This window comes from Duganella sp. sic0402, from assembly GCF_019219065.1.
In the GTDB taxonomy this organism is placed as follows: Bacteria; Pseudomonadota; Gammaproteobacteria; order Burkholderiales; family Burkholderiaceae_D; genus Rugamonas.
In genome coordinates, this window is the sequence record NZ_JAHUWK010000004.1 from 270,426 (window position 1) to 294,849 (window position 24,424).

The window sequence follows — 24,424 nt, forward strand, 5'->3', positions numbered from 1 at the left end:
AAGGTGCTTCATCCTTTCATGGCCCGCTGGCAGCTGTGCAGCACGTCGTCAAACGAGCGCGCCACATGGTCCGCGCTGGGGAAGACACAGGTTTTCAAGTCCGGATTTTCAAACGGGCTAGGCAGCAGCAAGGCGAACTGCTTGCAGTGGGGCAGTTCATTGCGCATGCGCTCCAGCGTTTGCGTCATCAGTTCGCAATCGTTTAGCGGATCGACGCTGACCAGGCAGACAATCGCCACCAGGTCCGGCGAGGCTTCCGCCGGCGCCGGCTGGTCGAGGTCTTCAAAGCTCATGCTGCGCGCATCGATTTTCTGCTCGCGCAGCACGCGCACCAGCAGCTCGGTCGCCAGCTCCGCGTACTGCGAGCCCAGGCCGATGCTGAGCACCAGGCTGCCCGCCGGCACGTCCAGCGAACCTTGCCATTCGCCGGTGTCAGAGATGCGCCGCTCGCGCAGCTGGCGGCCGATGCCGCCGTCGGCCAGTACCGAGCTGCGCTTGCGCTTCTTCCACCACTTCGGATTGCCGCTCAGCGCTTCGATCACCGCAATGATCGAAGTGCTGACCTTCTCCTGCTCATCCGGCGTGATGGAACGGTCTTTCAGATCGAACGCGGCCAGGTGCAGCGCCGGCAGCAGCACGCCGTCGCAATATTCGGCCAGCGATTTATGCTGCATATAGCGCTTGGCGCTGGTGATGATTTCGTGGGCGTCGCCTGATAGTGCGCGCTGGTAGAAATTCTGCGGCATGGTCAGCGCCGGCAGTTCGCCGAACATAATTTCCAGCACCTTCAGGGCGCGGATGTAGCGGCCCGCCACCACCAGGCACAGGGTCAGCGGCGTCGACAGCACCAGTCCGACCGGTCCCCAGATCCAGCTCCAGAAAATTGCCGACACTACCACCGACAGCGGCGACAGCCCGGTGGTATGCCCGTACAGCTTGGGTTCGATGGTTTGCGCAACAATGATCTCGACCGCCAGGAACAGGCCGAGCGTCATCAAGGCCATCGACCAGCCGGGATCGATGGCGGCCGCCAGCAGCGTGGCGCAGAATGCCGCCATCCACACGCCGACGTAGGGAATGAAGCGCAGCACGGCGGTCATCGTGCCCCACAGCAGTGCCTGGCCGAGCCCGATCAGGCTGAGGCCCAGCCATACCGCCAGGCCGGTGGCGATATTCACCAAAAACTGCGAGATAAAGAAGCGCGACAGGCGCTCGCCGGCGTCGTTGACGGCGATGGTGGTGGCGCGCAAATCGCCGCCACCGGCCAGGCGAATGAAACGGTCGCGCAGCGATTCATGCTCCAGCAATACAAAGATCAGCACCACAAACACAATGCCGGCCGTTTCCAGCGGCGGCCACACCGAGGCGACGATTTTGCCGAGCAACTGGAAAGGCTTCAGCGCTGGCTCGTGGATTTCGACCAGCACAGGCGTCTTGACGCTGCCATCGCTTTGCAGCACCGGCTGCGCGCCACCTGGCGCATCCTGCGTGAAGTGTTCGATCAATTGGCCAGCCGGGCCACCCAGGCTGCCCAGCGTGCCGCGCGTCAGCTCGTCAAGTTTCTCGACCTTGCTGGCAATGGTGTCCTGGTACTGCGGCAAGCTGGCGCCCATCATGCCGACCTGCTGCACGATCACAGCGCCAACCGCCAGCAAGGTCACGGTCACGACCAGCACCCCGGTGCACACCGACATCGTCTGTCCCAGCCCAAGGTGGCGCAGCGCGCGCACAAACGGCGCGATCAGGAAACTGAAAATGAAGGCCAGCGTGATCGGAATCAGCACATCGCGGCCGAAGTAGAGCAGGGCGAGCACCGTAGCGGTGCCGACCAGGCCGGCGACGGCGCTGGGCAAATTGCGGGAGGCGAGAGAGTCAGACACCGGGTAACCTGGCTGGATAAGTGAAAGCAATAAAATGGACCGCATTCAATGCGATGTGGACCAGGATGGCGGCCTCGATGCGTTGCGTGCGCTGGTAGGCCCAGGCGTAGCCGAAGCCGGCGATGGTGGCGAGTATGCCATACAGCACTCCGCCGCCGAGGTGCGCGGCGCCAAACAGCAGCGCCGAAACGGCCATGGCCAGACCCGCTCCCCAGGAAAAACGCGACAGCGCCAAGGCCAGCCGCGCTTGCAGGAAGCCACGGAAGAATGCTTCCTCTGCGATCACCGTGAACAACAGGTTGACCGCGATGAAGCTGGCAGTCTGCGATGATAGCTTGAAGTCAACGCCAACCACGCCAGCCGCCACCGCAAAGCCCAGCGTGGCCAGCAGCGTGAGCGCCAGCACCGGCGCGGTCCGGCGCAGCACGGCGCCGAGTTCGCTCCAGGAGGTCACGCGGCGGCACAGCAGGGCCAGCAGAATCAGCCCGACTGCACCTTTGTCGAAATTGGCGTACTGGGTGAACGGCGCGGCCCCCGCCGACAGCACGACGCGGTCGAGCAGCAGCGGATTATGAAAGCCCGGCAGCTTGTGCATGGCCAGCGCCAAGGATAGCAGGCCGGCGAGCAATCCACACACCAGCCGCTGCCAGCGATGCGGCGCCGATGCGCAACCATAGGCTGCCGCCGTCAGCGCTGCCAACGCAACGATCGCCACCGGCGCCAGCACGCCGCCGGCCAGCCCCCAGGCCGACGCCATGGCAAACAACGTCAGCCACCACCATGGCCGGACCCAGGCAGCGCCGATGGCAAACGCGAGGAAGAGGAAAGCAGAAAGTATCATTGACTCAATCGTTGATTTTTAGCAATGATACCCCATGGCCGCTTAGAATTTATAGACCAGCGCGGTCATCAATACCGGCGTCGTCTTGCGCTTGGTCAGCGGGCTGTCAGCCGCATCTCCGGTCAAGCGGTTGACACCCACCGCGCTGCGCACCGCCCAGTTGCTGTCGATGACGTGGGTCCAGTTGACGCCGGCCGACACGTTGGTGAAACCTGCTTTCGGCGTGTACAGCCCGTAACGGTTGCCTGTGCCGGCAACTTGTTGCGCGGTCACGCCGAAATAGGTTTGCATATGTTTGCGGTCCGCGAATTCGGCCGACGCGCCAAAGCCGAACTGGTCACTGGCCGTGGTGTAAATCGGCGTCTCCATGCCCAGGGTATAGGTGTTGCCGTATTCCCGGTGCGACAGGTTTTGCTTGGTGGTCAGATTGAGGCCGACGCTGCCCACTTTGTAGCCAACGCTCAGCACTGCCAGTGCTGAACCGCTGATCTTGCCCATGCCGCGCAGATCATCGGAGCCTGAAAGATAGCTTTTCTTGTGGTCCTCGCGGCCACCGTCATAGCCCAGCGCGGCGCTGACATGGAAATCGCCGAGCGCCGTTTCGTAGCCCAGGCCGCGGCGGGTGCTGAGGAACACGCCATTGCTATAGGTCTTTTCCAGGAAGGGCAGCGGCAGCACGCGGCTCTTGTCGGCGCCGGCGTATTCCGGCACATAAGCCAGGCCGATGCCGGCCATCATGCTGTCGCCTTTGGCGGCGGAGGTGTTGGCCGGCGCGGCTTCTTCGGCAAAGCTCTTGGCGCTGAAGGCGCATAGGGAGAGGAGGGTCAAGGTAATGGCGTGGCGCATAGTCATCGTTATAGGTCCCGTTCAGTGGTCCGCCGGTGCGTGATTGCCCGGCTTTAGACGCGCGGAAGTTTCTCTTTAAATACCTTATGACGCCATCGTTGCCGCTGAAGTATCATGTGCTGAAATCTTTGGTATCGTCACACGCCACTTGGAGTTGCCATGTCCCTGACCTTGTATTACCACCCGCTGGCTTCGTTCTGTCACAAGGTGCTGATTGCGCTATACGAGAACGGTGTCGATTTCGACAAGCGCATCATCAATCTCGGCGATGACGCCGACCGCGCGGAGCTGGAAGCGATCTGGCCGCTGTGCAAATTCCCGGTGCTGCGCGACCAGGCACAGCGGCGAGACGTGCCGGAAACCTCCATCATCATCGAATACCTGGACCGCCACTATCCAGGCGCGCAGCCGATGATCCCGGCTGACTGGGACGCCGCGCTCGATGTGCGGCTGTGGGACCGTTTCTTTGATAATTATGTGCAAGGACCGGTGCAAACCATTGTCAGCGCGCATCTGACCGGGCTGAGCTGCGATCAGACCAAGGAACGCACCAAGCTGAAGACGGCCTACAAAATGATCGAGAAGCGCATGGCCACGCGCAGCTGGCTGTGCGGCGAAGCTTTCAGCATGGCCGACTGCGCAGCCGCACCGGCGCTGTTCTATGCCGCCACTTTGCTGCCGTTCCCGGAAGAGTATCACCACCTGCAGAGCTACTTTGAGCGGCTGGTGACTCGGCCATCGGTGCAGCAGGTGCTGGAAGAGGCCAAGCCGTATTTCTCGATGTATCCGTTTGCGCAGGATATTCCCGACCGCTTCCTGTCAGCGTAGTGCCGCACCTGGCGGCACCATGGCGCTGTAATCAGTTCTTGTTGCCTTCGTCGCCGCTCTGCACCGAGGCAGCTTGCGGGAAGGCCTGGTTTTGCGCGGCGACATTGGCAAAGCGGCTGGCTTCATCGCTGAAGTGCTGGCCCGCTGCCTTGCGGCCTGCGTCGGCCAGTTCGGTGGCGGTGCGGGTCGCTTCGGGCACATGCTCCTGCGCCACCTTGTTGATCTCGGACTGGAATTCGGTCGCCACCTTGGCCAGTTGCTGATGGTAGGCCTGCAGCCGTTGCAGCAGCGCGCCCGCCTGCTGTGGCGTGTTCTCCGCCTGGCGTTCCGACGGCGGCGTCAGCAGGTTGTAGCGTAGCGAGGCGGACGAGTCGTCCAGCAAGTCGCGGCTGAATTGCACATTCAGCTCGGTCAACTGGCGCAGCGATTGCAGCACTGCTTGCGTCAGGTCGGTGTAATAGTCGATGCGGGTTTCCGCATGATTTCGGGCTGCCGGGGTCAGCGTTTCCACAAACGTGTTCATGAGCGTGCTCCTGTTGGGATAAGGGGCCAAAAAAGGAGAGGGGCGGACGTTTTGGCCTGACGTCCGCCCCATATCATCGCAAATGTCGCCGCTTTATGGCACTCCCGAGCTTGTCGGAACTATTTGTTCTTCCTACTCAATAGAAGGCGTGCGCCGTGGCAGGAGCAGCAGCTGTTTCTGGCGACCGTCGATGTAGCGTACGCCGCTTTCATCAAAGTAGGCATCCTCTTCCAGCATGATGCGCACCGGCTCGCGCCAACCGGGAATTTCGCTGGCCGCGTTGAGTTCGATCGAATAGGCGGTTTTGTGGCGCAGTAGCTCGTCGCCGGTGCCAGGTACGCCGCCTTGTGCATCCCACATGCCGATAGCCGGACCGGCCGCATGGCCGTGGTAGCCAATCGGATGGGTGTAGATGGTCGGGCGGATGCCTTCGGCGATGGCCTGCTTCAACGATGCCGCCAGTACTTCGTTGCCGCTACGTCCCTGCTTGAAGTTGGCGGTCAGGATGTCTTGCAGGCGGTTGGCGCTGGCGAAGGCCTGGTTCAGCGCGGCCGGGGCGCTGCTTTCGCCGGGTTTCAGCACATAGGCGTGCTGCTGGATATCGGTATTCAGGCGCAGGTAGCTGATGCCGATATCGACGTGCAGCAGATCGCCGGGCGTGATCACGTCCGGATTAGCGCGCTCCGTATCCTGACGCTGGATTTCCACCGTTGGATGGAACCAGGTATCGTAGCCGAGATCACGGATCTTCTGGCGGAACCACCACACCACATCCTGGGTAGTGGTGATGCCGGGCGTGATCACGCGCTCGGAAAAACCTTCCTCGATAATCTTGTGGGTGGCGTTGACCAGTTGCGGGTAGATCTGCATCTCGCGCGCGCTGCGCGTTTCCAGCCAGCGGATGGCCAGCGGCTCGGCGGACACCACGCGGTTCTTGAATGGCGCCGGCAGCGCGGCCAGCAACTCGTTGTAGTCGGTATGGTCGATGCCGTCGGCGTGGCCGAAGTGGGTGGAGGTATTCAGACCGATTTTGGCCGGGTTGCGGGTTTTGACGATGTCGGCCAGCGCGTCCCACTGTTTCGGGAACTTCTTCATGTCCCACGCCGCCTTGATGCTGTTGCCGACGTTGTAGCGCGCCACCGCCAGCCGTTCGACCTTGCCGCTGCTGGCGTCGCGGTAGAACACCAGGATGGTGCGGCGGCGCGCGTTCAGCCATTCCGCCGGCAGCATGGTCTTGATGACCGGGTCCTCGTTGTACTCGCGCGAGACCACGATCCACATATCGATGCCGGTCTGCTGCATGGCGGCCGGCAGCACGCTATCGAAACGCTCGGCCAGCAGCTGGTTGACGACAGTCGCCTGGTCGCGCACAGACAGCACCTGGGCATGGGCTGCTGCACTCAGCATCAGCCAGAGGACAAGGAGGAATTTTTTCATCAGCAGATTATAATGCTGTTGCATTTGCAAAGGAGAGAACATGGCAGCACCTTCGGTTTTTTATCTGCACGGCGGTCCGGCGCTTGGTCCGGTGTTTGAGCGCGCACGCTATCCGGACGCAACGCATGTCCACTGGTGGCATCAGCCGCTGGCCAAGCCATGCGCGGCGCGGCCTTACCTGGATTTGCAGGAAGCGACCTTGACCGAATTCCGCCGCGTGGCAGCCGACGCCGGCCAGCCGCTGACGGTGATGGCCAGTTCCTTTGGCGCGCACCTGGCAGTGCATCTGGCGCGCCATGTGCCGGAGCTGATCAAGAACATCGTGCTGCTGGGGCCTACTTTCAATCCGGAGCAGGCGGCGCTGCGGCTGGCGCGGCGCGCCTTCCGCGTGCATACCGGCCACCAGCACGCCGGCAAGCTGGCCACCGCGCTGGCGATGTACGAGGACGATCCGGGCCGTCCGCGCTTCTGGGATGTCTTCGGCGCGCTATCGTTGCTGCCGGACGTGACAGAGCTGTACTTTGGACCGCATGGCGGCCCAGAAGCAGCGCGTTCGTTTGCTGAGTTGATCCAGCAACCAGGCGCTTTCGATGGCCCGACCTCGGTGGCGACCTCGGACGATTTCTCGGCGCTGGATCACACGCCGGTGCGCAGCGCTTTTGAAGGCCCGGTGTCGGTGCTGTTCGGCGCCTACGATCCGATGATCGACGCGGAGCAGGATCGCGCCGTGTGGGAAGTGATTTTCCCGCAGGCGGCGTTCTTTAAAGTGGAAACGGGTCACTTCCCATTGCTGGAACTGACCCTTGAGGCGTGCCTCTCGCCGGCCTAACGGCCAGCGAAATGCGCTTCGATTTCTTCCAGCGTCTTGCCCTTGGTTTCCGGTAGCAGGAAGGCGGCGGTGAGGAAGTAGAGCAGCGTGGCGCCGGCCCACCAGAAGAACATGGTCGCATAGCCGTACTGGCCCACCGTCGGCAGGAAGGTGGCGGCGATCATGGTCGAGACAAACTGGTTGATCAGCAGCGCAATGCTCATGCCGTTGGAGCGGATGCGGGTAGGCATCAGCTCCGACAGCGCCAGCCACACGCACACACCCGGTCCCACCGCGAAGCCCGCCACGAACAGGCACATGGCCAGCGCTACCTTCCAGCCATGCGCGGCCGATGGCACGGCGGCCAGGTCGGCGCGCTCGATATGCAGCGGCGCGTTCAAGCCCTCGGCCGGATCGGCGAAGGGATTCAGATGCAGTTTGCGGAAGAATACCCCGATCACGCTGTCCGGCTGCACCGTATCTTCACGGCTCATGCGCAGCACTGGCAAAGCGGCATCGTCGCTGCGGCGGGTTTGCACGTTGGTGAACGGGCCGTAGGAATAAGCCACCGTCAGCTGGACTGGCGCGCCATCGGCGCTGGCTGCTGTGCCGAAGGATTGCAGTGTGGCGGCGTCGAGTTGCAGCGCCAGGCTGTCGGACTGGATGCGCGCCTGCAAGGCTGGGCGTACGTCTTGCTGGCCGGCTTCGGCGCTGCGGAACAGCAGCCCGGCCGCCACCAGCGCGGTGACGATGCCGGCGGTGCCGAGCATCAGCAGGAATTTCCGGCCTTTGCGGTCGACCAGGATCACGGCCACCACGGTCATCAGCGCATTCAGCACTTTCAGCACCACGTCGCCAGCGTTGGCGGTGGTGCCGGGCAGGCCGGCCTGGTTGAGGATGTTGACCACGTAGGCCAGTACGGAGTTGATGCCGGTGGCCTGGTTCAGCGCCAGGATCAGGCAGGCCAGCAGGAAGGGCAGCACGTAGCGGCGGCTGAGAAGTGCATCTGCGGCCGGCTCGCGCGTTGCGGCGGCGCCGGTATCGGCGACCGGCGCCAGCGCCTGCTGAATCTCGCGCAGCTCTGCTTCGGCTTCGTCTGCCGGGCGGGTGCGAAGCAGGGCGGTGCGCGCTTCCTCGATGCGGCCACGCTGCGCCAGCCAGCGCGGCGACTCGGCCAGCAACAGGCAGCCAGCGGTGAACACCACGCCCGGCGTCAAGCACCACCAGAAGATGCTGCGCCATGCATGATCCTTGGCCGTGAACACCGCTGCGGCGCGCTCGGCGTCGCCCAGCGACTGCGCGGCGACGGTCGCGGTTTCGACGGAGTGCGCCTGCATCAGGCCAATCAGCGCAGCCGCCACCAGGCCAACCGTCAGCAGCAGTTGGAACAAGGCCGCGCCACGCCCGCGCTGGCGCGCGTGCAGGCACTCGGCCAGGTACAGCGGCACGATCACACCGATCAGGCCGCCGCTGACCCCTTGCAGCAAGCGGCCCAGCAGCAGCGGCACATAGCCGTCCGATAGCGCGATCAGCGGAATACTTAGCGTGAACAGCACGCCGGACAGCATCATCGCCCAGCGCCGGCCGATCCAGTCCGCCAGTGCGCCGGCAAATAGCGACGACAGCACGGAACCCAGCAGAACCGCCGCCACGATAAAACTCAGCTGCTGTGCGCTCAAGCGCCACGCCACCGAAGCGGTGGACTCCAGATACGGCAGCGCGCCGGCAATGATGCCGACATCAATCCCGTAAAGCAGTCCACCGAGTCCGGCAATGAACAACAAATATCCCATGGCGCGAGCTTGCATTGAGTCTCCGTCTAGTCGGTCGATAAGTTGATGGCTTCGCCCTCCACGAAGACAGCCACCGGTTGTAATTCCGCATTCAGCACCACAATATCCGCCCATGCGCCATGCGCCAGGCGGCCGCGCTCGGCCTCGCCCAGATAATCGGCCGGGTACAGCGACAGGCGATTCGACGCATCGGCCAGGTCCAGTCCGAGATCGACGAAATTGCGCAAGGCCTGATCCATGGTCAGCACGCTGCCGGCCAGGGAGCCGGTTGCCAGCCGCACGCAGCCCAGGCATTTGTAGACGCGCTGGCTACCCAGCCCATACTCGCCATCCGGCATGCCGGTGGCGGAGGTCGCGTCGGTCACGCCATACAGGCGCGGAATGGCGCGCAGCGCGGCGCGTATCGCGCCCGGCGCGACGTGCTGCAAATCGGGAATGATCTCGGCATATTCGGCATGCGCCAGCGCCGCGCCAACGATGCCCGGCTTGTAATGATTCAGTCCCGTCATGCCGTTGTACAGATGCGTGAAGCCGGCTGCGCCAGCCTTCAGTGCCGCTACGCCGTCTTCGTAGGTGCCGTTGCTATGGCCGATCTGCACGCGGATGCCGAGTTCATTCAGTTGCGGGATCAGCGCCAGATGGCCGGCAACTTCGGTGGCGATGGTCATCGCCCGCACCGGCGCCAGCTCGTGATAGCTGCGCACCAGGTCCATGCTGCCGGTGACCACCGCGTCGGCAGGCTGCGCGCCCAGACGGTGAATGCTGAGGAAGGGACCTTCCAGATGCACGCCCAGCATGCGCGCGCCGCCGGTCGGGCGTTGCGCGATCACCGGCGCCAGGCCGCGCAGCGCGCGGCGGATCGAATTGTCGGTGGCGGTCATGGTGGTGCCCAGCATGGCGGTGGTGCCGTGCTTCGCATGGGCACGCGCCACGGTGGCGCCGGCGTCGCCGCCCTGCATGATGTCGACGCCGGCGGCGCCATGCACATGCAGGTCGATAAAGCCGGGCACGATGGTCAGCGTGCTGTCCGCGCCATTGTCTTCGCGAATATGCTGGATGCGCTGGTCGAAGGCGATGCTGCCATTGATCCAGCCGTTCGGGGTCAGAATACGTCCACTCAGCACGGCGTTACTCCGCAATCAGCAGCTCGATGCCGGCTTCCAGCAGGCCGTCGCGATATTCGGGACTCAGGCCGGCATCGGTGATCACCGTATCCACGCGGTCCAGCTGCACGATGCGGTGCAGGCTGACGCGGCCAAACTTGGAAGCGTCGGCCAGCACAATAATCTTCTTGGCGCGCTCCACCATCTTGTGATTCAGGCTGGCTTCTGCCTCGTGGTGGGTGGTCACGCCGAACTGCAAGTCGAATCCATCGACACCAAGGAACAGTTTGTCGAAGCTGTAGGCCTGTAAGCAAGCCTCGGCCTGCGTACCCTGGATCGACAGCGACTGCTTGCGCAGCAAGCCGCCGGTCAGGATCAGGTCCACCCCCGGCGCGTCGGCCAGCTCCCAGGCGATATTCAGGCCATTGGTCATCACCGTCACGCTTTGCGCCTCGCGCAGATGGCGCGCCAGCGAAATGGTGGTGGTGCCGGAGTCGATGATGATGTTATCGCCCGGCTGCACCATGCGCGCGGCGTGCGCGCCGATGCGCTCCTTCTGCTCATGGTTGATGGCGTCCTTCTGCGGCACGGTCTGCTCAGGCGGCGGCGTGCGCGCCAGCGTGGCGCCGCCGTGGCTGCGGGTGGCAAGTCCCTGGGATTCAAGGGTGCTCAGGTCGGAACGGATGGTCACCGCGGAAACGCCCAACTGCTCCACCAGCGCGTTGACCTGCACCGAGCCGTGTTGGGTGAGCGCCTGCAGAATCGCGGCGCGGCGTTGACTGGTATGTCGCATGGCTTGTGCTGTTGTTATGTCAAAAATGCCAGCTTAACAGATCACAGGGTGAGTGAAAGCAAGCTTTACAGGTATTTTTCTTTCGAAATAAAAAGAAAGATGTTTCGTGGTGAAACGAAAGAAAACGTAAAAACAACATCAAAACGAAATCAATCGAAAGTTTCTTGTATTTTGATTCTTTGCTTATTACTATCCTAAACATAAGTAACAACAACACACGGACAACCAGGGAGATTTGCCATGAGTGGTAGCGGAATGGAAAAGGGATTGCGTCGAAGCCTGATCGCGGTAGCGGTGGAAATGGCAGTGTGCGGCACGGCGTTTGCGCAGGCCGAGCCGCCGTCGGAAGTGGAAGCGCCGAAAGTGGTGGTGACCGGCGCGCGTGCCGCGCTGGCCAAGTCGCTTGAGTTGAAGCGCAATGCGGATGTGATTCAGGATTCAATTTCGGCCACGGAGCTGGGGCGCTTCCCCGACGATAACGTCGCCGATTCGCTGACCCACATCTCCGGCATTTCGGTGTCCCGCACGCGTGGCGGCGAAGGGCAGTACATCAATGTGCGCGGCCTTGGTTCTGGCTACAACATCGTCACTCTGAACAAGCGTATCCTCGCCACCGATGGCGATGGCCGCGACTTCGCCTTCGATGTGCTGCCGTCTGAGGTAATCAGCGGCGCTGACGTGATGAAATCGGCCGACGCGGCGCAGATGGAAGGCAGTATCGGCGGCTCGGTCAACCTGCGCTCGGCCCGGCCGATGGACAATCCCGGCTATCACGCTTCGGTGCGTTTCGAGGCGGACCATAACGACCTGTCGCGCAAGGATGGCGGCAAGCTGTCGGGCGTGGTCAGCAACACCTTCAATAACAACACCATGGGCGTGCTGGTTGGCGCGGTCGTCTCCAAGCGCAAGGTGCGTACCGATTCGCTTGGCTACCAGACCTATAACGCGGATTCGCCGGGCAGTTACGATGTCAACGGCGATGGCGTGATCGGTGCCGGCGAAAGCAATCTGCTGGCACCATGCTGCATCTCGTTTGGCTCGGTGTTTGAAGAGAAGCGCCGCACCGCGCTGTCTGGTGCGTTTGAATGGAAGGTGTCGCCGACCTTCAAGATGACGGCCGATGCGCTGGCTACGCGCCTGGATTCGCCGCAGGTCGGCTATCAGCAATCGTACTATATTGAGCATGCGCCGGATCGCTGGTCCGATGTGGTGGTCAAGAATGGCCTGATCACCAGCATGAAGATCGCTGACCTGATCCCGGAAATGTCGAACGTGACAGCCGACCGCGTGGTCGATACCAGACAGATCGGCTGGCGCGGTGAATGGCGTCCGTCGAATGAGCTGAAGCTGACCGGCGATGTATACCGCTCGACCTCCGAGCGTAACTCCGGCGGCAAGGACACCTTTGTGGTGGCGGGCATCGCCGGCCATAACACCGGCTACTACAAGGCCAACAACGGCGCATTCCCGGACATCCGCGTGACGCTGGAAGATGGCCGCGACCTGGCTACCGAGCTGGCCGCCGGCCGCCTCGGCAACAAGGACTACGGCGTGCACTTCGCCGGCCTGACCGGCACCAACATCAAGGACACCATCGACGGCGCTGCGCTGGATGGCCGCCTGTCGCTGAGCAGCGCATGGCATATCGATGCCGTGCAGTTCGGCGCCAGCGCCACCTCGCGCAAGAAGGACCGCAACTCGATCGGCAACGAAAAGAGTGGCGGCGCCTGCCAGTACTGCGATATGTACTCGACCACCTTCGCGTCGCTGGGCGCCAACGTGGTCAGCCCGATGACGCTGCCGAACTATATGCGTAACGCCGGCGGCAGCTTCCCTGGCAGCTTTATCAAGTTCGACGTGCCGGCGTATCTCGCTGCGCTGAAAAAACTGGACGGCCAGCCCAAGCCGGACGGCGGTGTGTATGACCTCAGTAAATCGCAGCCGGTGTTCGTGCCGACCGATTCGTATGCGGTGACCGAGAAGACCGCCACCCTGTACGGCCAGCTGGAGCTGTCGGGCGAAAACTGGAACGGCAATGTCGGCGCACGCCTGGTCCGCACCCGCACCACCTCGCGCACTGCGATCGACCGCATCCTCGCCATCGACGATCCGACGCCCAACATCCCGACCAGCAGCCCGAACATCACCTACAGCGAGGCCGAGCCGGTATCGGAGGAAGGCCGCTACACCAAGCTGCTGCCATCAGCGAACATCAGCTGGTGGGCGCGCGACGACTTTGTCGTGCGCGGCGCGATTGCCAAGGTCATGGCCCGTCCTTCGCTGGACAAGCTGGCGCCTACCCGTACCGATAATACGCTGGACCGCAGCTACATCCTGAACATCGTCGGCGACGCCAAGCTGAAACCGACCGAGGCGGTACAGCAGGATATTTCGGTGGAGTGGTACTACCGCCCGAAATCGGCGATCACCGCCGCCATCTTCGCCAAGCAGATCAAGAACTTCGTTACCTATCAGACCGACGAGCATGTGGACATCGGCGTGCCGGGCTACCTGTACACCGTGACGCACCCGGTCAATGGCGACAAGGCGCGCGTGCGCGGCTTTGAGTTCGGCATCCAGCATCTGTTCGACAACGGCTTTGGCTTCAACGCCAAATTCGCCAAGACCCTGACCAAGGCTTACCAGGGCGGCGAGTATGTCGGCCAGCTGGAAGGCGTGGCGCCTACCGCCTCGTCGATCGGCCTGCTGTATGAGAAGGGTGGCATCAATGCCTCGATCTCGTTCGACTACACCGGCGACTACACGCAAAGCACCAATGTGCTGGCCGGCTATCCGAACAAGGTAGATTCGCTGACCTGGGTCACGGCGTCGGCATCGTGGGACATCACGCCGAAAATCACGCTGTTCGTCGAGGGTAAAAATCTGGGCGACGCGGTGATGCGTTCCAACCTGGGCCGTAGCGACGCGCTGTACGGCTTTGAAACCTGGGGCCGCACCTACGCCGCCGGCATCAGCGTGAAATTCTGACGATGACGACGACAACCTTGCCGACGATCTCCACGCGCCGCGCCGGCTGGCTGGTCTACGCGCTCACCACCACGCTGCTGTGGGGCGTGTGGGGCGCGTTTGCCGGCCTGCCGAGCCAACACGGCTTTCCTGAAACGCTGATCTATGTGGTGTGGGCGCTGACGATGCTGCCGCCGGCGCTGTTCGTCCTCGCCCGCAACGGCTGGCGCGTGCGCCGCGACGGCCGCTCGATCGCCTACGGCCTGGCCATCGGTGTGCTGGGTGCGGGCGGGCAGATGGTGTTGTTCTACGCGGTGAAGGCGGGGCCTGCTTACCTGATCTTCCCGCTGATTTCACTGTCGCCGGTGCTGACGATTGCGCTGTCTTTCCTGTTCCTGCGCGAGCGTACGGGCGTGATGGGCATGGCCGGCATCGTGCTGGCGATCTGCGCGCTGCCGCTATTCGACTACACGCCGGGCGGCGCGCCGCAGCAGTATGGTGTGTGGTTCGTGCTGGCGCTGGGCGTGCTGGTGGCGTGGGGCTTGCAGGCGTATTTCATCAAATTGGCCAACGCCAGCATGGACGCGGAAAGCATCTTCTTCTACATGACGCTGAGCGCGCTGCTGTTTATTCCGGTGGCGCTGGCGATGACGGACTTTTCACAGCCAATTAATTACGGTCCATCCGGGCCGCTGCTCGCCGCCGCCACGCAGATATTGAATGCGGTCGGTGCGCTGACGCTGGTGTATGCCTTCCGCCATGGTAAAGCGCTGATGGTGTCGCCGCTGGTGAACGCTGGCGCGCCGCTGCTGACCACGATGATCGCGATGGCGCTGGCGGCATCGGTGCCGACCGGCTACCGGCTGGCTGGCATCGGCCTGTCGCTGGCGGCGGCGCTGTTCCTCGCGCTGCAGCCGGACGAACCAACCCAAGGAAACTGACAATGGACTATCTTTTGAATCTGGTGCGCCGCCACAAGGCTGGCGAACCGGTCGGCATCCACTCGGTGTGTTCGGCGCATCCGCTGGTGATCGAAGCGGCGATGGAAACCGCCATCGAGCGCGGGTTGCCGGTGCTGATCGAATCCACCTCCAACCAGGTGAACCAGGACGGCGGCTATACCGGCATGACGCCGGCCGTCTTCCGCGATTTCGTCTATGGCATTGCCGACCGCACCGGCCTGGCGCGCGAGCGCGTACTGCTGGGTGGCGATCACCTGGGGCCAAACGCCTGGCAGAGCCAAACGGCGGAAGAGGCGATGGCCAGGGCTGAAGTGCTGATCGACCAGTATGTGCGCGCCGGCTTCCGCAAGATTCACCTGGATTGCTCGATGTCCTGCGCCGGTGATCCGGTGCCGCTGCCGGATGCGGTAGTGGCCGAGCGCGCCGCACGCCTGTGCGTGGTGGCTGAACGCGCATGGGGCGCGGTTGGCGGAGAGGCGCCGGTGTACGTGGTCGGCACCGAAGTGCCGGTGCCCGGTGGCGCGCATGAAGACCTGGAGACGCTGAGCGTGACCACGCCCGGCGCAGCCGGATTGACCATCAAGGTGCACCGGCTGGCCTTCGCCGCCGCCGGACTGGATGCGGCGTGGCCGCGCGTGGTTGGCCTGGTGGTGCAGCCAGGCGTGGAGTTCGATCACCACAAGGTCATCGATTATCAACCGCAGCAGGCCGCGCAACTGAGCCGCTTCATCGAAAGCGAGCCAACGCTGGTGTACGAAGCGCATTCGACCGATTATCAGACGCCCGCCAATCTGGCCGCGCTGGTGGCTGACCATTTCGCCATCCTGAAGGTCGGCCCCGGCCTGACCTTCGCGCTGCGCGAAACCCTGTGGGCCCTGGCCGACATCGAGCAGGAAATGGGCGATACGGGTTCGGACTTCAAGAACGTGGTGCTGGAAGTGATGCGTGACGAACCGGAATACTGGCGCAAATATTACGACAGCGATCCGGCGCGCGCGCGCTTCGATCAGCAATACAGCCTGAGCGACCGTATCCGCTATTACTGGCCGCATCCGAAGATTCAGGCGGCGCAGGCGCAACTGCTGGCCAAGCTGGAGCACACGCCGCCTCCGCTGACCTTGCTCAGCCAGTACCTTCCGGCGCAATATGAGGCTGTGCGCGAAGGACGCGTGCGCAATCTGCCGGCCGATTTACTTAAAGAAGGCGTAGCCAAGGTGCTGCGCCAGTACATGGATGCCTGTGCAGGCGCCGCAACAAAGGAGTTGGAAACATGCTAGTGGTAGACAAGGACATTTTAGGTATCAGCACGGCCGGCCTGGACGCCGCCGGCGGCGGACTGACTGCGCGCGAGATCGCGCAGCAGCCCGGCGTGTGGCCGCAGATCGACGCGCTGTTGGACAGCAGCCGCGCAGCGCTGGATGCCTTCCTCGGCCCGCTGCTGGCACGCGGCAATCTGCGCATTGTGCTGACAGGCGCCGGCACTTCGGCCTTCCTTGGTGAATGCCTGGCTCCAGCGATGCTGGGCAAGGGCTGGCGCGCGGAAGCTGTGCCGACCACGGATATCGTTTCCGGCCCGCAGCGCTTCCTGCAAGCGGATGTGCCTACGCTGCTGGTGTCGTTCGCCCGTTCGGGCAGTAGCCCGGAGAGCCTGGCGGCGGTTGAGCTGGCAGACCAGCTGGTGAAGAACGTGCATCACCTGGTCATCACTTGCAACGCCGATGGCGAGCTGTATCGCATGGCGCAAGGCCGGGCCAATGCCTACGCCATCCTGCTGCCGGACGCCACCCATGACCGTGGTTTCGCGATGACCACCAGCTTTACCTCGATGCTGCTGGCCGCCGCGCTGGCGTTTGGTGTTCTGCCGTCCGGTGCGGCGAGCGTGCCATCGGCGGCCGCAGCCAGCCTGCACGCGACGGCGCTGCCGCTGCTGCAATCGCTGGTGGCGCAGCAGTTCAAGCGCGTGGTCTACCTGGGTAGCAATGAGCTGCGTGGCCTGGCGCGGGAAGCCTCGCTCAAGCTGCTGGAACTGACCGATGGCCGCGTAGTGGCGCTGTTTGATACGCCGCTGGGCTTCCGCCATGGACCGAAAACCATCGTTGATGATGAAACACTGGTGGTGGTGCTGCTGTCAAATGACTCGCAGGCGCGCCGCTACGATCTGGACCTGCTGCGCGAACTGCGCAACGATGGCCGCGCCGGCCGCGTGCTGGCGCTGAGTGGCCAGGCCGCGCCGGAACTCGGGGCGGATTGCGTGTTGCTGCAGGGTGCGGAAGGCGCGTGCGACCTGGCGCTGGCGCTGCCTTACATCCTGTTCTGCCAGTCGTTTGCGCTGTTGCAGTCGCTGGCGCAGGGCATCCGTCCCGATACGCCGAGCGTGTCGGGCACGGTCAACCGCGTGGTACGTGGCGTGACCATTTATCCGTATGCGGGAGAGCAGCATGTTCCTCGGTGTTGATGGCGGCGGCACCAAGACGGCTTTTGCGCTGATTGACAGCGACGGCACGGTATTGGCGCGCCACCAGGAAAGCAGCGCTTACTACCTGGAAGTCGGCATGGCTGGCGTTGCGGCGATGCTGACACGCGGCTGCGATGCGCTCTTTTCGATTGCGGGCGTGACCGCCGCCGACATTCGCTTTGCTTTCTTTGGCCTGCCGGCCTATGGCGAGGATCGTGTGGTCCAGCCTCAGCTGGACGCCTTGCCGCGCGCGGTTCTGGGTCATGACCGCTACGCATGCGACAACGATATGGTGTGCAGCTGGGCCGGATCGCTGGCTTGCGCCGACGGCATTAGCGTCATCGCCGGCACCGGATCGATGGCTTATGGCGAGTTTTCCGGCCGCCGTGCGCGTGCTGGCGGCTGGGGTGAATTGTTCAGCGACGAAGGCTCGGCACACTGGATCGCACGCGCTGGCCTGGCGCTGTTCTCGCGCATGAGCGATGGCCGCGCCCCGCGTGGACCGTTTCATCCGCTGGTGCGCGAACGCCTGGCCTTGCAGGAAGACTTGGACTTGTGCCAGGTCGTCTACGGAGAATTGAACGGAGACCGCAGCCGCATCGCCGCGCTGTCTCGATTGGTGTCAGAGGCGGCCTCGCAGGGCGATCGCCAGGCGGAAGCGATTATCGATGCGGCAGCGGCTGAACTGGTGGCCTTGGTGGATGCGGTACGCAGCACGCTTGGCGTGGCTGCGGGGCACGGCGTTCCGGTGTCGTACAGCGGCGGCCTGTTTGGCGCCGATGGACCGCTGCATGCGCCGTTTGCGCGGGCGTTGGCAGCACGCGGCGATTCCTATCGCCTGACGAGGCCGAGCCTGGCGCCGGTGCTGGGTGCGGCCCTGTATGCTGCACGCAGCGTTGGTGCGCCACTGAGCGCAACTGCGCTGGAGCGCCTGACCGCTCAAAACTAAAAAGGAGACATTTATGCGCTGGATTGCGCTACCTGCCATTCTCGCGGCACTGATCGCCGCGCCATCGTTGGCGGCCGATACATACGCCATGACGGACTACGAGAAGGTGCCGAAGATTGACGCCCATCTGCATCTGCATGGCACGAATCAGGATGCATGGCTGGCGCTAGCGCGCAAGGATAACTTCCGCGCGCTGACCATCAATGTCGACTATCCGGACTTTCCGCCGTTGGCGCAGCAGCGCAAAGTCGCCAGCGCATTGGCGCATCAGCATCCGCAGCAGGTGGCGTGGGTTGCCACCTTTGCCGCCGATGGTTTTGAACGGCCAGGTTGGAGCGACGCCACTTTAAAAGATCTGGATGGTGCACTGAAAGACGGCGCGGTTGGCGTCAAGGTCTGGAAAAACATCGGCATGAGCTTGCGCGACCAGCAGGGCAGACTGGTGATGGTGGACGATGCGCGGCTGTCGCCATTATTCAATGGCCTGACGCAGCGTGGCGTGATGGTGCTTGGCCATCAGGGCGAACCGCACAATTGCTGGCTGCCGGTGGAACAGATGACGGTCAATAATGACCGCGAATACTTCAAGAACCATCCGGCGTATCACATGTATCTGCATCCAGAGATGCCGAGCTACGAACAGCAGATGGCGGCGCGCGACCATCTGCTGGCGCAGCATCCGAAGCTGCGCTTCACCGGCGTGCACCTGGCGTCGCTGGAGTATGACGTGGTGCGGATCGGCCGCTTTCTCGATGCCCATCCGGGCGTCAAGCTGGATGTCGCGGCCCGCATCGGCCAATTGCAGTACCAGTCGCAGCGCGACCGTGAACGCGTGCGCGCCTTCTTCATCAAGTACCAGGACAGGCTGATGTATGGCTCGGACCTGGCGCAATCCGCAGAGCAGAGCGACGCCGATTTCGTGACCGATATGGATACCGTGTGGCGGCGCGACTGGCGTTATTTCGTCACCGCCGACAGCTTCGTTGTGCCAGAGCTGGATAAGCCGGTACGCGGCCTGGCCTTGCCGCGCAAGGTGGTCGACAAGCTGTATCGCAACAATGCAGAAAAGGCCTTCCCACAGGCCTGGCAACAACACAAATAAAAGGGAGACAGATGGAACACCAACACAACCAACGCCGGCGCAATCTGCTGCAATGGCTGGCCGGAACGGCTGTAGCGTCCACCGTGGTCGAAGCGGGTGCGGCGGTCGCGCCGGCGGCCAGGGGCAAGGACGTGGCGCGCATCGGCGACGCCGCCATGGCGCTGGAATTCGACAGCCAGTTGCAATGCCGTGTGGTATCGCGCCTGGGGCCGCGCCCGGCCGCCGTGACAGCGTTCGCGCCGAGCGAGCGTCTGCGCCTGCTGAATACCGCCAATGCCGCAGACGGCGCCAATGGCGCGGGCATCAATGCCGCCGTGGTTGCGGCCAGCGCCAATGCCGCCAACGCCGCCAATGGCCGCTGGATCGAACGTTTTACCTTGTCGTCGCAGGCGGCCGACCGCGTGGATGGCCCGCATGGACCAGGCGTACGGCATCGCCTGAGCGGAAAATCCAAGGAGGGCGTTGAGAAAGCGGTGGCGGTGACTTTCTATGAGCGTCTGCCCGGCTTTGCCGTGATTCGTACCTCCTACCGCAATGCCAGCGACAAGCCGCTAGCGATTGCGGAGTGGGTGAACAGCGCCCACACGCTGCGCCCGGCGGCTGGCCGCAAGGCGGAATTCTGGACCTTCTCGGGCGCATCCCATCCAGACCGGCGCGACTGGATACAGCCGCTGGTTGCCGGCTTCGAGCAGCGTAATTTCATGGGCATGAATGCTTCGGACTACGGCAGCGGCACGCCGGCGGCGGATGTCTGGAACCGCGAGTGCGGTTTGGCAGTGGGGCATCTGGACACCGTACCGCGCCTGATCGCATTACCAGTGCGCGCAGTGGCCGGTGGCGCCGCAATCGCGGTCGAGTTCAACGCAGACACCACGTTACAACCGGGTGAGACGCTGGACACCATGGACACTTTCCTGGCGCTGCACAAAGGCGATTATTTCGCCGCGTTGGACCAATACCGGCAGGCGATGGCGGAGCGCGGCCTGCGCGCACCGGACGCACCGGCCGAATCCTACGAACCGATCTGGTGCGCCTGGGGCTATGAACGCGACTTCACCGTGCCGCTGATGGTCGGTACGCTGCAAAAGGCCAAGGAGCTGGGCCTGGAATGGGCGGTGCTGGACGACGGCTGGCAAAACAACGAAGGCGATTGGAAGCTGGATAGCAAAAAATTCCCTAACGGCGAAGCCGACATGCGCGGCCTGGTCACGTCTATCAAGGACGCCGGCCTGAAGGCGCGGCTGTGGATCACGCCTTTGGCGGTGGATCCCGGCTCGGACCTGCTGCACGACCATACCGACATGCTGTTGCTGGATAAGGAAGGCGCGCCACAGCTGATCAGCTGGTGGAACAGCTTCTACCTGTGTCCGGCCTACGAGCCGACCATCGAGATGACGCGCAAGTGGATACGCAAGATTTTCGGCGAGTGGGGCTATCAGGGCATCAAGATCGACGGCCAGCATTTGAACGGCGTGGCGCCTTGCCACAATCCCGCCCACAAGCACGCGCGGCCGGAAGAGTCGGTCGAGAAGCTGCAAGACTTTTGGAAGGTGGTGTACGACACCGCACGCGAAGTCAATCCAAACGCGGTGATCGAATTGTGCCCATGCGGCACCTCATATGCCTTCCACAATTTTCCTTATATGAACCAGGCGCCGGCGGCGGACCCGCTGTCGTCATGGCAGGTGCGGCACAAGGGCAAGACGCTGAAGGCGCTGATGGGCCGCTCCGCCCCTTACGCCGGCGATCACGTCGAACTGAGCGACGGCGGCGACGATTTCGCCTCGACCATCGGCATCGGCGCGGTGCTGTCGACCAAATTCACCTGGCCGGTTGATCCCAAACCGAAGGATAGCTTCCTGCTGACGCCGGAGCGTGAGGTCCAGTGGCGTAAGTGGATCGGCATTTATCGCGACAAGATGCTGGCCAAAGGCGTGTATCGCGGCGAGCTGTATGACATCGGCTTCGATAAGCCGGAAACCCATGTCGTCGAAAAGGACGACAGGATGTATTTCGCTTTCTATGCGCCGAGCTGGAACGGCCCGGTTGAGATACGCGGCCTGGGCGCGGGGCGCTGGCGTTTGCGTGATTACGTCAATGGCAAGGATGTCGGCGAAGTGGAGGGCGGCCGCAATCGCCTGACACTACGCTTTGAACATGCGCTGCTGCTGGAGGCGGTGCGGGTGTAAGGCGGGCGTGGCCCGATGCGTTGATTTTCTATCTGGAGAATAGCCTATGAACTATGTAAAAGCTTTCACCGCAGCTGCGAGTGTGCTTGCAGGTCTGTTGGTGTCCCCGGCGCACGCCGTCACGATCACGGTCAGTCCCGGTCAGTCGATCCAGACAGCGGTGAATACCGCCAATGCGGGAGACACGGTGCGGGTGCTGGCCGGCACCTATGCGCAGAAGGTGCTGATTTCCGCGAAGTCCGGTAGCGCCACCGCCTTCATCACGCTGAAGGCGGATACCGGCGTGATCCTCAGCGGCAGCGGCCTGACGCCGGCCGGCCGCGAAGGGCTGATCACCATCAAGAACTCCAACTACGTGCGGGTGGAGGGCTTTGATGTCACCGGCCTGACGTCGAGCGGCAGCAATACGCCGGTCGGGATTCTGATTGAGGGCAATGGCTCCAATCTGCAAATCGTCAACAACAAGATCCACGGCATCAAGAACACCAGTACCTGCAAGGACCCATGCGCGGTTGGGGCGCACGGCCTGGCGGTGTTCGGCAAGAACGCCACTGGCGTGACCGATCTGCTGGTGCAGGGGAACGAGGTGTATCAGAACGTGCTGCAGGCCAGCGAGGCGCTGGTCATCAATGGCAATGTGGACCGCTTCGAGATTTTGAATAACAACGTCCATGACAATAATAATATCGGCTTTGACTTCATCGGTTATGAAGGCGAGTGCTCCGGTTGCGGCGAGAACGACCGGGTGCGCAATGGCCTGGTGCGTGGCAACCGTGCGGTGAACAATTCCAGCGCGAGTAATCCCTGGTATGGCGGCGAAGGCTCGGCCGGTGGCTTTTATGTCGATGGCGGGCGCAATATCATCTTTGACCGCAATATCTCGACCGGCAACGACATCGGCTTCGAGTTTGCCAGTGAGCATAGCGGCAAAGCTACCGAAGACATCCTGATGATCAATAACTTCGTCTACGCAAACAAGGAAGCTGGCTTGTCCCTGGGCGGCTATTCTTCCAGCGCAGGCCAGGCGCGCCGCATCAATGTGCATAACAACTCGTTCTACAAGAACCAGGGCTGGGGCACGGAGGTGGTGTTGCAGTACAAAGTGATTGATTCGCGCTTCAGCAATAACATCTTCTCCGGCAAAGGTACGGTGGCGGAAAACTATCTGGTTGAGGGCAGCGGCAACACGAATAATGTATGGGGCATCAATCTGTGGTGGGGGGCGAATTCCAGCGCCAATAGTCTGCCGGGCACGCGGGTGGTGGCCGATCCGCGCTACACGGCGCCGGCCAGCGGCAATCTGAATTTGCTGAATACCTCGCCAGCCATCAATGTGGGCGCGACCGGCGTGGCGCTGAGCAACTGGAGTTCGCCGCTGTGGACGCGCTATTTCCCTTCCGGTTCGATTCCGCTGAACGGTACGCAGGATATGAATGGCCAGGCGCGTATCGAGGGCATTATCGACCTGGGCGCGGACGAATACGGCAGCGCTGCTGGTCCCCAGTGAGGCGTCTGGCGTAGGGTGGTGCAAGGCGGTGTACAATCTGTGGGCTTATCTCAGCTTATACATCGCTCATGCTTTCACGCCGTCTTGCCCTTGCCAGTTTTGCCATCCTGTCCGCAGCCGCCCTGGTCGGCTGCAAAACGCCTCCTGTGGCGGAAACGCCAGTCTTGCAGCCGACGCCTGTTCCTGAGCCGCTGCCACCCAAGAAGATCAAGATCGGCCTGGCGCTGGGCGGCGGCGCGGCGCGCGGCTTTGCGCACATAGGCGTGATCAAGGCGCTGGAGGCGCAGGGCATTTATCCGGACATCGTGGTCGGCACCAGCGCGGGCAGTGTGGTCGGCGCGCTGTACGCGGCCGGCAATACCGGCTTCCAGCTGCAAAAGCTGGCGATGGAGATGGACGAGGCGCAGATTTCCGACTGGGCCTTGCCGCTGTTCCGCAAATCGACCGGCGTGCTGAAAGGCGAGGCGCTGCAGGCTTACGTCAACAAGGCAGTCAACAACCAGCCGATGGAAAAGCTGAAGATTCCATTCGGCGCCGTGGCCACCGATCTGAAGGATGGCAAACCTATCCTGTTCCAGCGCGGGAATACCGGCATGGCGGTGCGCGCCTCGTCGGCGGTGCCGGGTGTTTTCCAGCCGGTGGCGATCAGCGGCCATACCTACGTCGATGGCGGCCTGGTGGCGCCGGTGCCGGTGCGCTTTGCGCGCGACATGGGCGCGGACTTCGTCATTGCCGTCAATATCTCCACGCAGGCCGATGTGCAGGCTACTGTCAGCTCGCTGGATGTGATCATGCAGACTTTCTCCATCATGGGCCAGCGCATCAATGAATATGAGCTGCGCGACGCCGACATCGTCATCACGCCGCCGCTCGGCAAGATGGCCAGCAATGATTTCAATGGCCGCAATCAGGCGGTGCTGGCCGGCGAGCAGGCCGCCGCGCAGGTGATGGCGCAGATCAAAGCAAAACTCGAAGCAAAACGCAAACCGTAACCAAGGAAGTTCTATGCAAACCAAGCCCTATCTGTCGCTGGCCGACGTCAAGAAAATTGCAGCTGCCGCCGAAGCGGAAGCTGTTGCCAATAACTGGGCCGTGGTGATCGCCATTGTCGACGACGGCGGCCACCTGCTGTGGCTGCAACGCAATGACGGCGCCAATCCGCTGTCCTCGCATATCGCCCCGTCCAAGGCGCGCGTGGCCGCGCTGGGCCGCCGTGAATCGAAAGTCTATGAAGACATGATCAACAACGGCCGCGTGTCCTTCCTCAGTGCGCCATCGCCACAGACCGACGGCATGCTGGAAGGCGGCGTGCCGATCATCGTCGACGGCCACGTCATCGGCGCGGTCGGCGTCTCCGGCGTCAAATCGGCCGAAGATGCACAAATTGCAAAGGCCGGCATTGCCGCGCTGAATTAAAAAAAGGGGCCGCCGGTGCAACGCC

At 62.9% G+C, this 24,424-nt stretch carries 20 protein-coding genes; 12 read left to right on the forward strand and 8 right to left on the reverse strand.

The features are described 5' to 3' along the window. Positions 1–8: 8 nt before the first annotated feature. From KW842_RS13100 to KW842_RS13110, 3 genes are read right to left on the reverse strand one after another with little or no spacing between them, the layout of a single operon-like run. Positions 9–1,880, reverse strand: a complete 1,872-nt coding sequence (locus tag KW842_RS13100) for an AI-2E family transporter (protein WP_373925178.1) — start codon at positions 1,878–1,880, stop codon at positions 9–11. After that, positions 1,873–2,721, reverse strand: coding sequence for a CPBP family intramembrane glutamic endopeptidase (locus KW842_RS13105; protein ID WP_218304541.1), 849 nt, complete (start codon positions 2,719–2,721; stop codon positions 1,873–1,875). Before KW842_RS13105 ends, KW842_RS13100 begins: the two co-directional genes overlap by 8 nt. Before the next feature lie 42 nt (positions 2,722–2,763). Continuing rightward, the gene (locus KW842_RS13110) at positions 2,764–3,549 is read right to left on the reverse strand and encodes a MipA/OmpV family protein (protein ID WP_229223662.1); all 786 of its coding nucleotides are present in this window, start codon (positions 3,547–3,549) and stop codon (positions 2,764–2,766) included. A gap of 177 nt (positions 3,550–3,726) precedes the next feature. Here KW842_RS13110 and KW842_RS13115 point away from each other — a divergent pair, with 177 nt between their 5' ends. Then, positions 3,727–4,395 (forward strand): glutathione S-transferase family protein, encoded by a 669-nt coding sequence (locus KW842_RS13115; RefSeq protein WP_218304542.1) that lies wholly within the window; start codon positions 3,727–3,729, stop codon positions 4,393–4,395. A gap of 31 nt (positions 4,396–4,426) precedes the next feature. Here the strand turns inward: KW842_RS13115 and KW842_RS13120 are convergent, their stop codons facing one another. Further along, a complete protein-coding gene (locus KW842_RS13120; RefSeq protein WP_218304543.1) occupies positions 4,427–4,918 on the reverse strand; it encodes a phasin family protein in 492 nt (163 codons plus the stop codon). Between the two features lie 132 nt (positions 4,919–5,050). Beyond that, a complete protein-coding gene (locus KW842_RS13125; protein WP_218304544.1) occupies positions 5,051–6,355 on the reverse strand; it encodes a M24 family metallopeptidase in 1,305 nt (434 codons plus the stop codon). A gap of 40 nt (positions 6,356–6,395) precedes the next feature. Between KW842_RS13125 and KW842_RS13130 the strand changes: the two genes are divergently transcribed. Further along, a complete protein-coding gene (locus tag KW842_RS13130) occupies positions 6,396–7,184 on the forward strand; it encodes an alpha/beta fold hydrolase (protein WP_229223663.1) in 789 nt (262 codons plus the stop codon). Here KW842_RS13130 and KW842_RS13135 read toward each other — a convergent pair. The 3 genes from KW842_RS13135 to KW842_RS13145 are packed head-to-tail and all read right to left on the reverse strand — an operon-like array spanning position 7,181 to position 10,852. After that, a complete protein-coding gene (locus tag KW842_RS13135) occupies positions 7,181–8,971 on the reverse strand; it encodes an MFS transporter (RefSeq protein ID WP_229223664.1) in 1,791 nt (596 codons plus the stop codon). The two genes, KW842_RS13130 and KW842_RS13135, sit on opposite strands and share 4 nt — an antisense overlap. Positions 8,972–8,982: 11 nt before the next feature. Beyond that, on the reverse strand, positions 8,983–10,080 hold the full coding sequence (gene nagA / locus KW842_RS13140) for an N-acetylglucosamine-6-phosphate deacetylase (protein WP_218304545.1): 1,098 nt from the start codon (positions 10,078–10,080) through the stop codon (positions 8,983–8,985). A gap of 4 nt (positions 10,081–10,084) precedes the next feature. Continuing rightward, positions 10,085–10,852 carry a DeoR family transcriptional regulator gene (locus KW842_RS13145; protein WP_218304546.1) on the reverse strand — a complete coding sequence of 256 codons (768 nt, stop codon included), beginning with the start codon at positions 10,850–10,852 and terminating at the stop codon, positions 10,085–10,087. A 240-nt stretch (positions 10,853–11,092) separates the two neighbouring features. Here KW842_RS13145 and KW842_RS13150 point away from each other — a divergent pair, with 240 nt between their 5' ends. The 10 genes from KW842_RS13150 (at position 11,093) to KW842_RS13195 (ending at position 24,399) form a co-directional block, all read left to right on the forward strand. Beyond that, positions 11,093–13,840, forward strand: a complete 2,748-nt coding sequence (locus KW842_RS13150; RefSeq protein ID WP_218304547.1) for a TonB-dependent receptor — start codon at positions 11,093–11,095, stop codon at positions 13,838–13,840. A 2-nt stretch (positions 13,841–13,842) separates the two neighbouring features. Continuing rightward, positions 13,843–14,760, forward strand: coding sequence for a DMT family transporter (locus tag KW842_RS13155; protein WP_218304548.1), 918 nt, complete (start codon positions 13,843–13,845; stop codon positions 14,758–14,760). A gap of 2 nt (positions 14,761–14,762) precedes the next feature. Continuing rightward, positions 14,763–16,058: a D-tagatose-bisphosphate aldolase, class II, non-catalytic subunit gene (locus tag KW842_RS13160; RefSeq protein ID WP_218304549.1), complete on the forward strand. Its 1,296-nt coding sequence runs from the start codon at positions 14,763–14,765 to the stop codon at positions 16,056–16,058. Continuing rightward, the gene (locus KW842_RS13165; protein ID WP_218304550.1) at positions 16,052–17,236 is read left to right on the forward strand and encodes an SIS domain-containing protein; all 1,185 of its coding nucleotides are present in this window, start codon (positions 16,052–16,054) and stop codon (positions 17,234–17,236) included. The genes KW842_RS13160 and KW842_RS13165 overlap by 7 nt, the downstream gene beginning before the upstream one ends. Beyond that, a complete protein-coding gene (locus KW842_RS13170; protein ID WP_218304551.1) occupies positions 17,220–18,185 on the forward strand; it encodes an N-acetylglucosamine kinase in 966 nt (321 codons plus the stop codon). Before KW842_RS13165 ends, KW842_RS13170 begins: the two co-directional genes overlap by 17 nt. Positions 18,186–18,198: 13 nt before the next feature. Further along, on the forward strand, positions 18,199–19,287 hold the full coding sequence (locus KW842_RS13175) for an amidohydrolase family protein (protein ID WP_218304552.1): 1,089 nt from the start codon (positions 18,199–18,201) through the stop codon (positions 19,285–19,287). A gap of 11 nt (positions 19,288–19,298) precedes the next feature. After that, the gene (locus KW842_RS13180; RefSeq protein ID WP_218304553.1) at positions 19,299–21,476 is read left to right on the forward strand and encodes a glycoside hydrolase family 36 protein; all 2,178 of its coding nucleotides are present in this window, start codon (positions 19,299–19,301) and stop codon (positions 21,474–21,476) included. A 46-nt stretch (positions 21,477–21,522) separates the two neighbouring features. Continuing rightward, positions 21,523–22,983 carry a hypothetical protein gene (locus tag KW842_RS13185; RefSeq protein ID WP_218304554.1) on the forward strand — a complete coding sequence of 487 codons (1,461 nt, stop codon included), beginning with the start codon at positions 21,523–21,525 and terminating at the stop codon, positions 22,981–22,983. Positions 22,984–23,051: 68 nt separating this feature from the next. Further along, positions 23,052–23,975: a patatin-like phospholipase family protein gene (locus KW842_RS13190; protein WP_218304555.1), complete on the forward strand. Its 924-nt coding sequence runs from the start codon at positions 23,052–23,054 to the stop codon at positions 23,973–23,975. A gap of 13 nt (positions 23,976–23,988) precedes the next feature. Beyond that, positions 23,989–24,399, forward strand: a complete 411-nt coding sequence (locus KW842_RS13195; RefSeq protein ID WP_218304556.1) for a heme-binding protein — start codon at positions 23,989–23,991, stop codon at positions 24,397–24,399. Positions 24,400–24,424 lie beyond the last annotated feature (25 nt).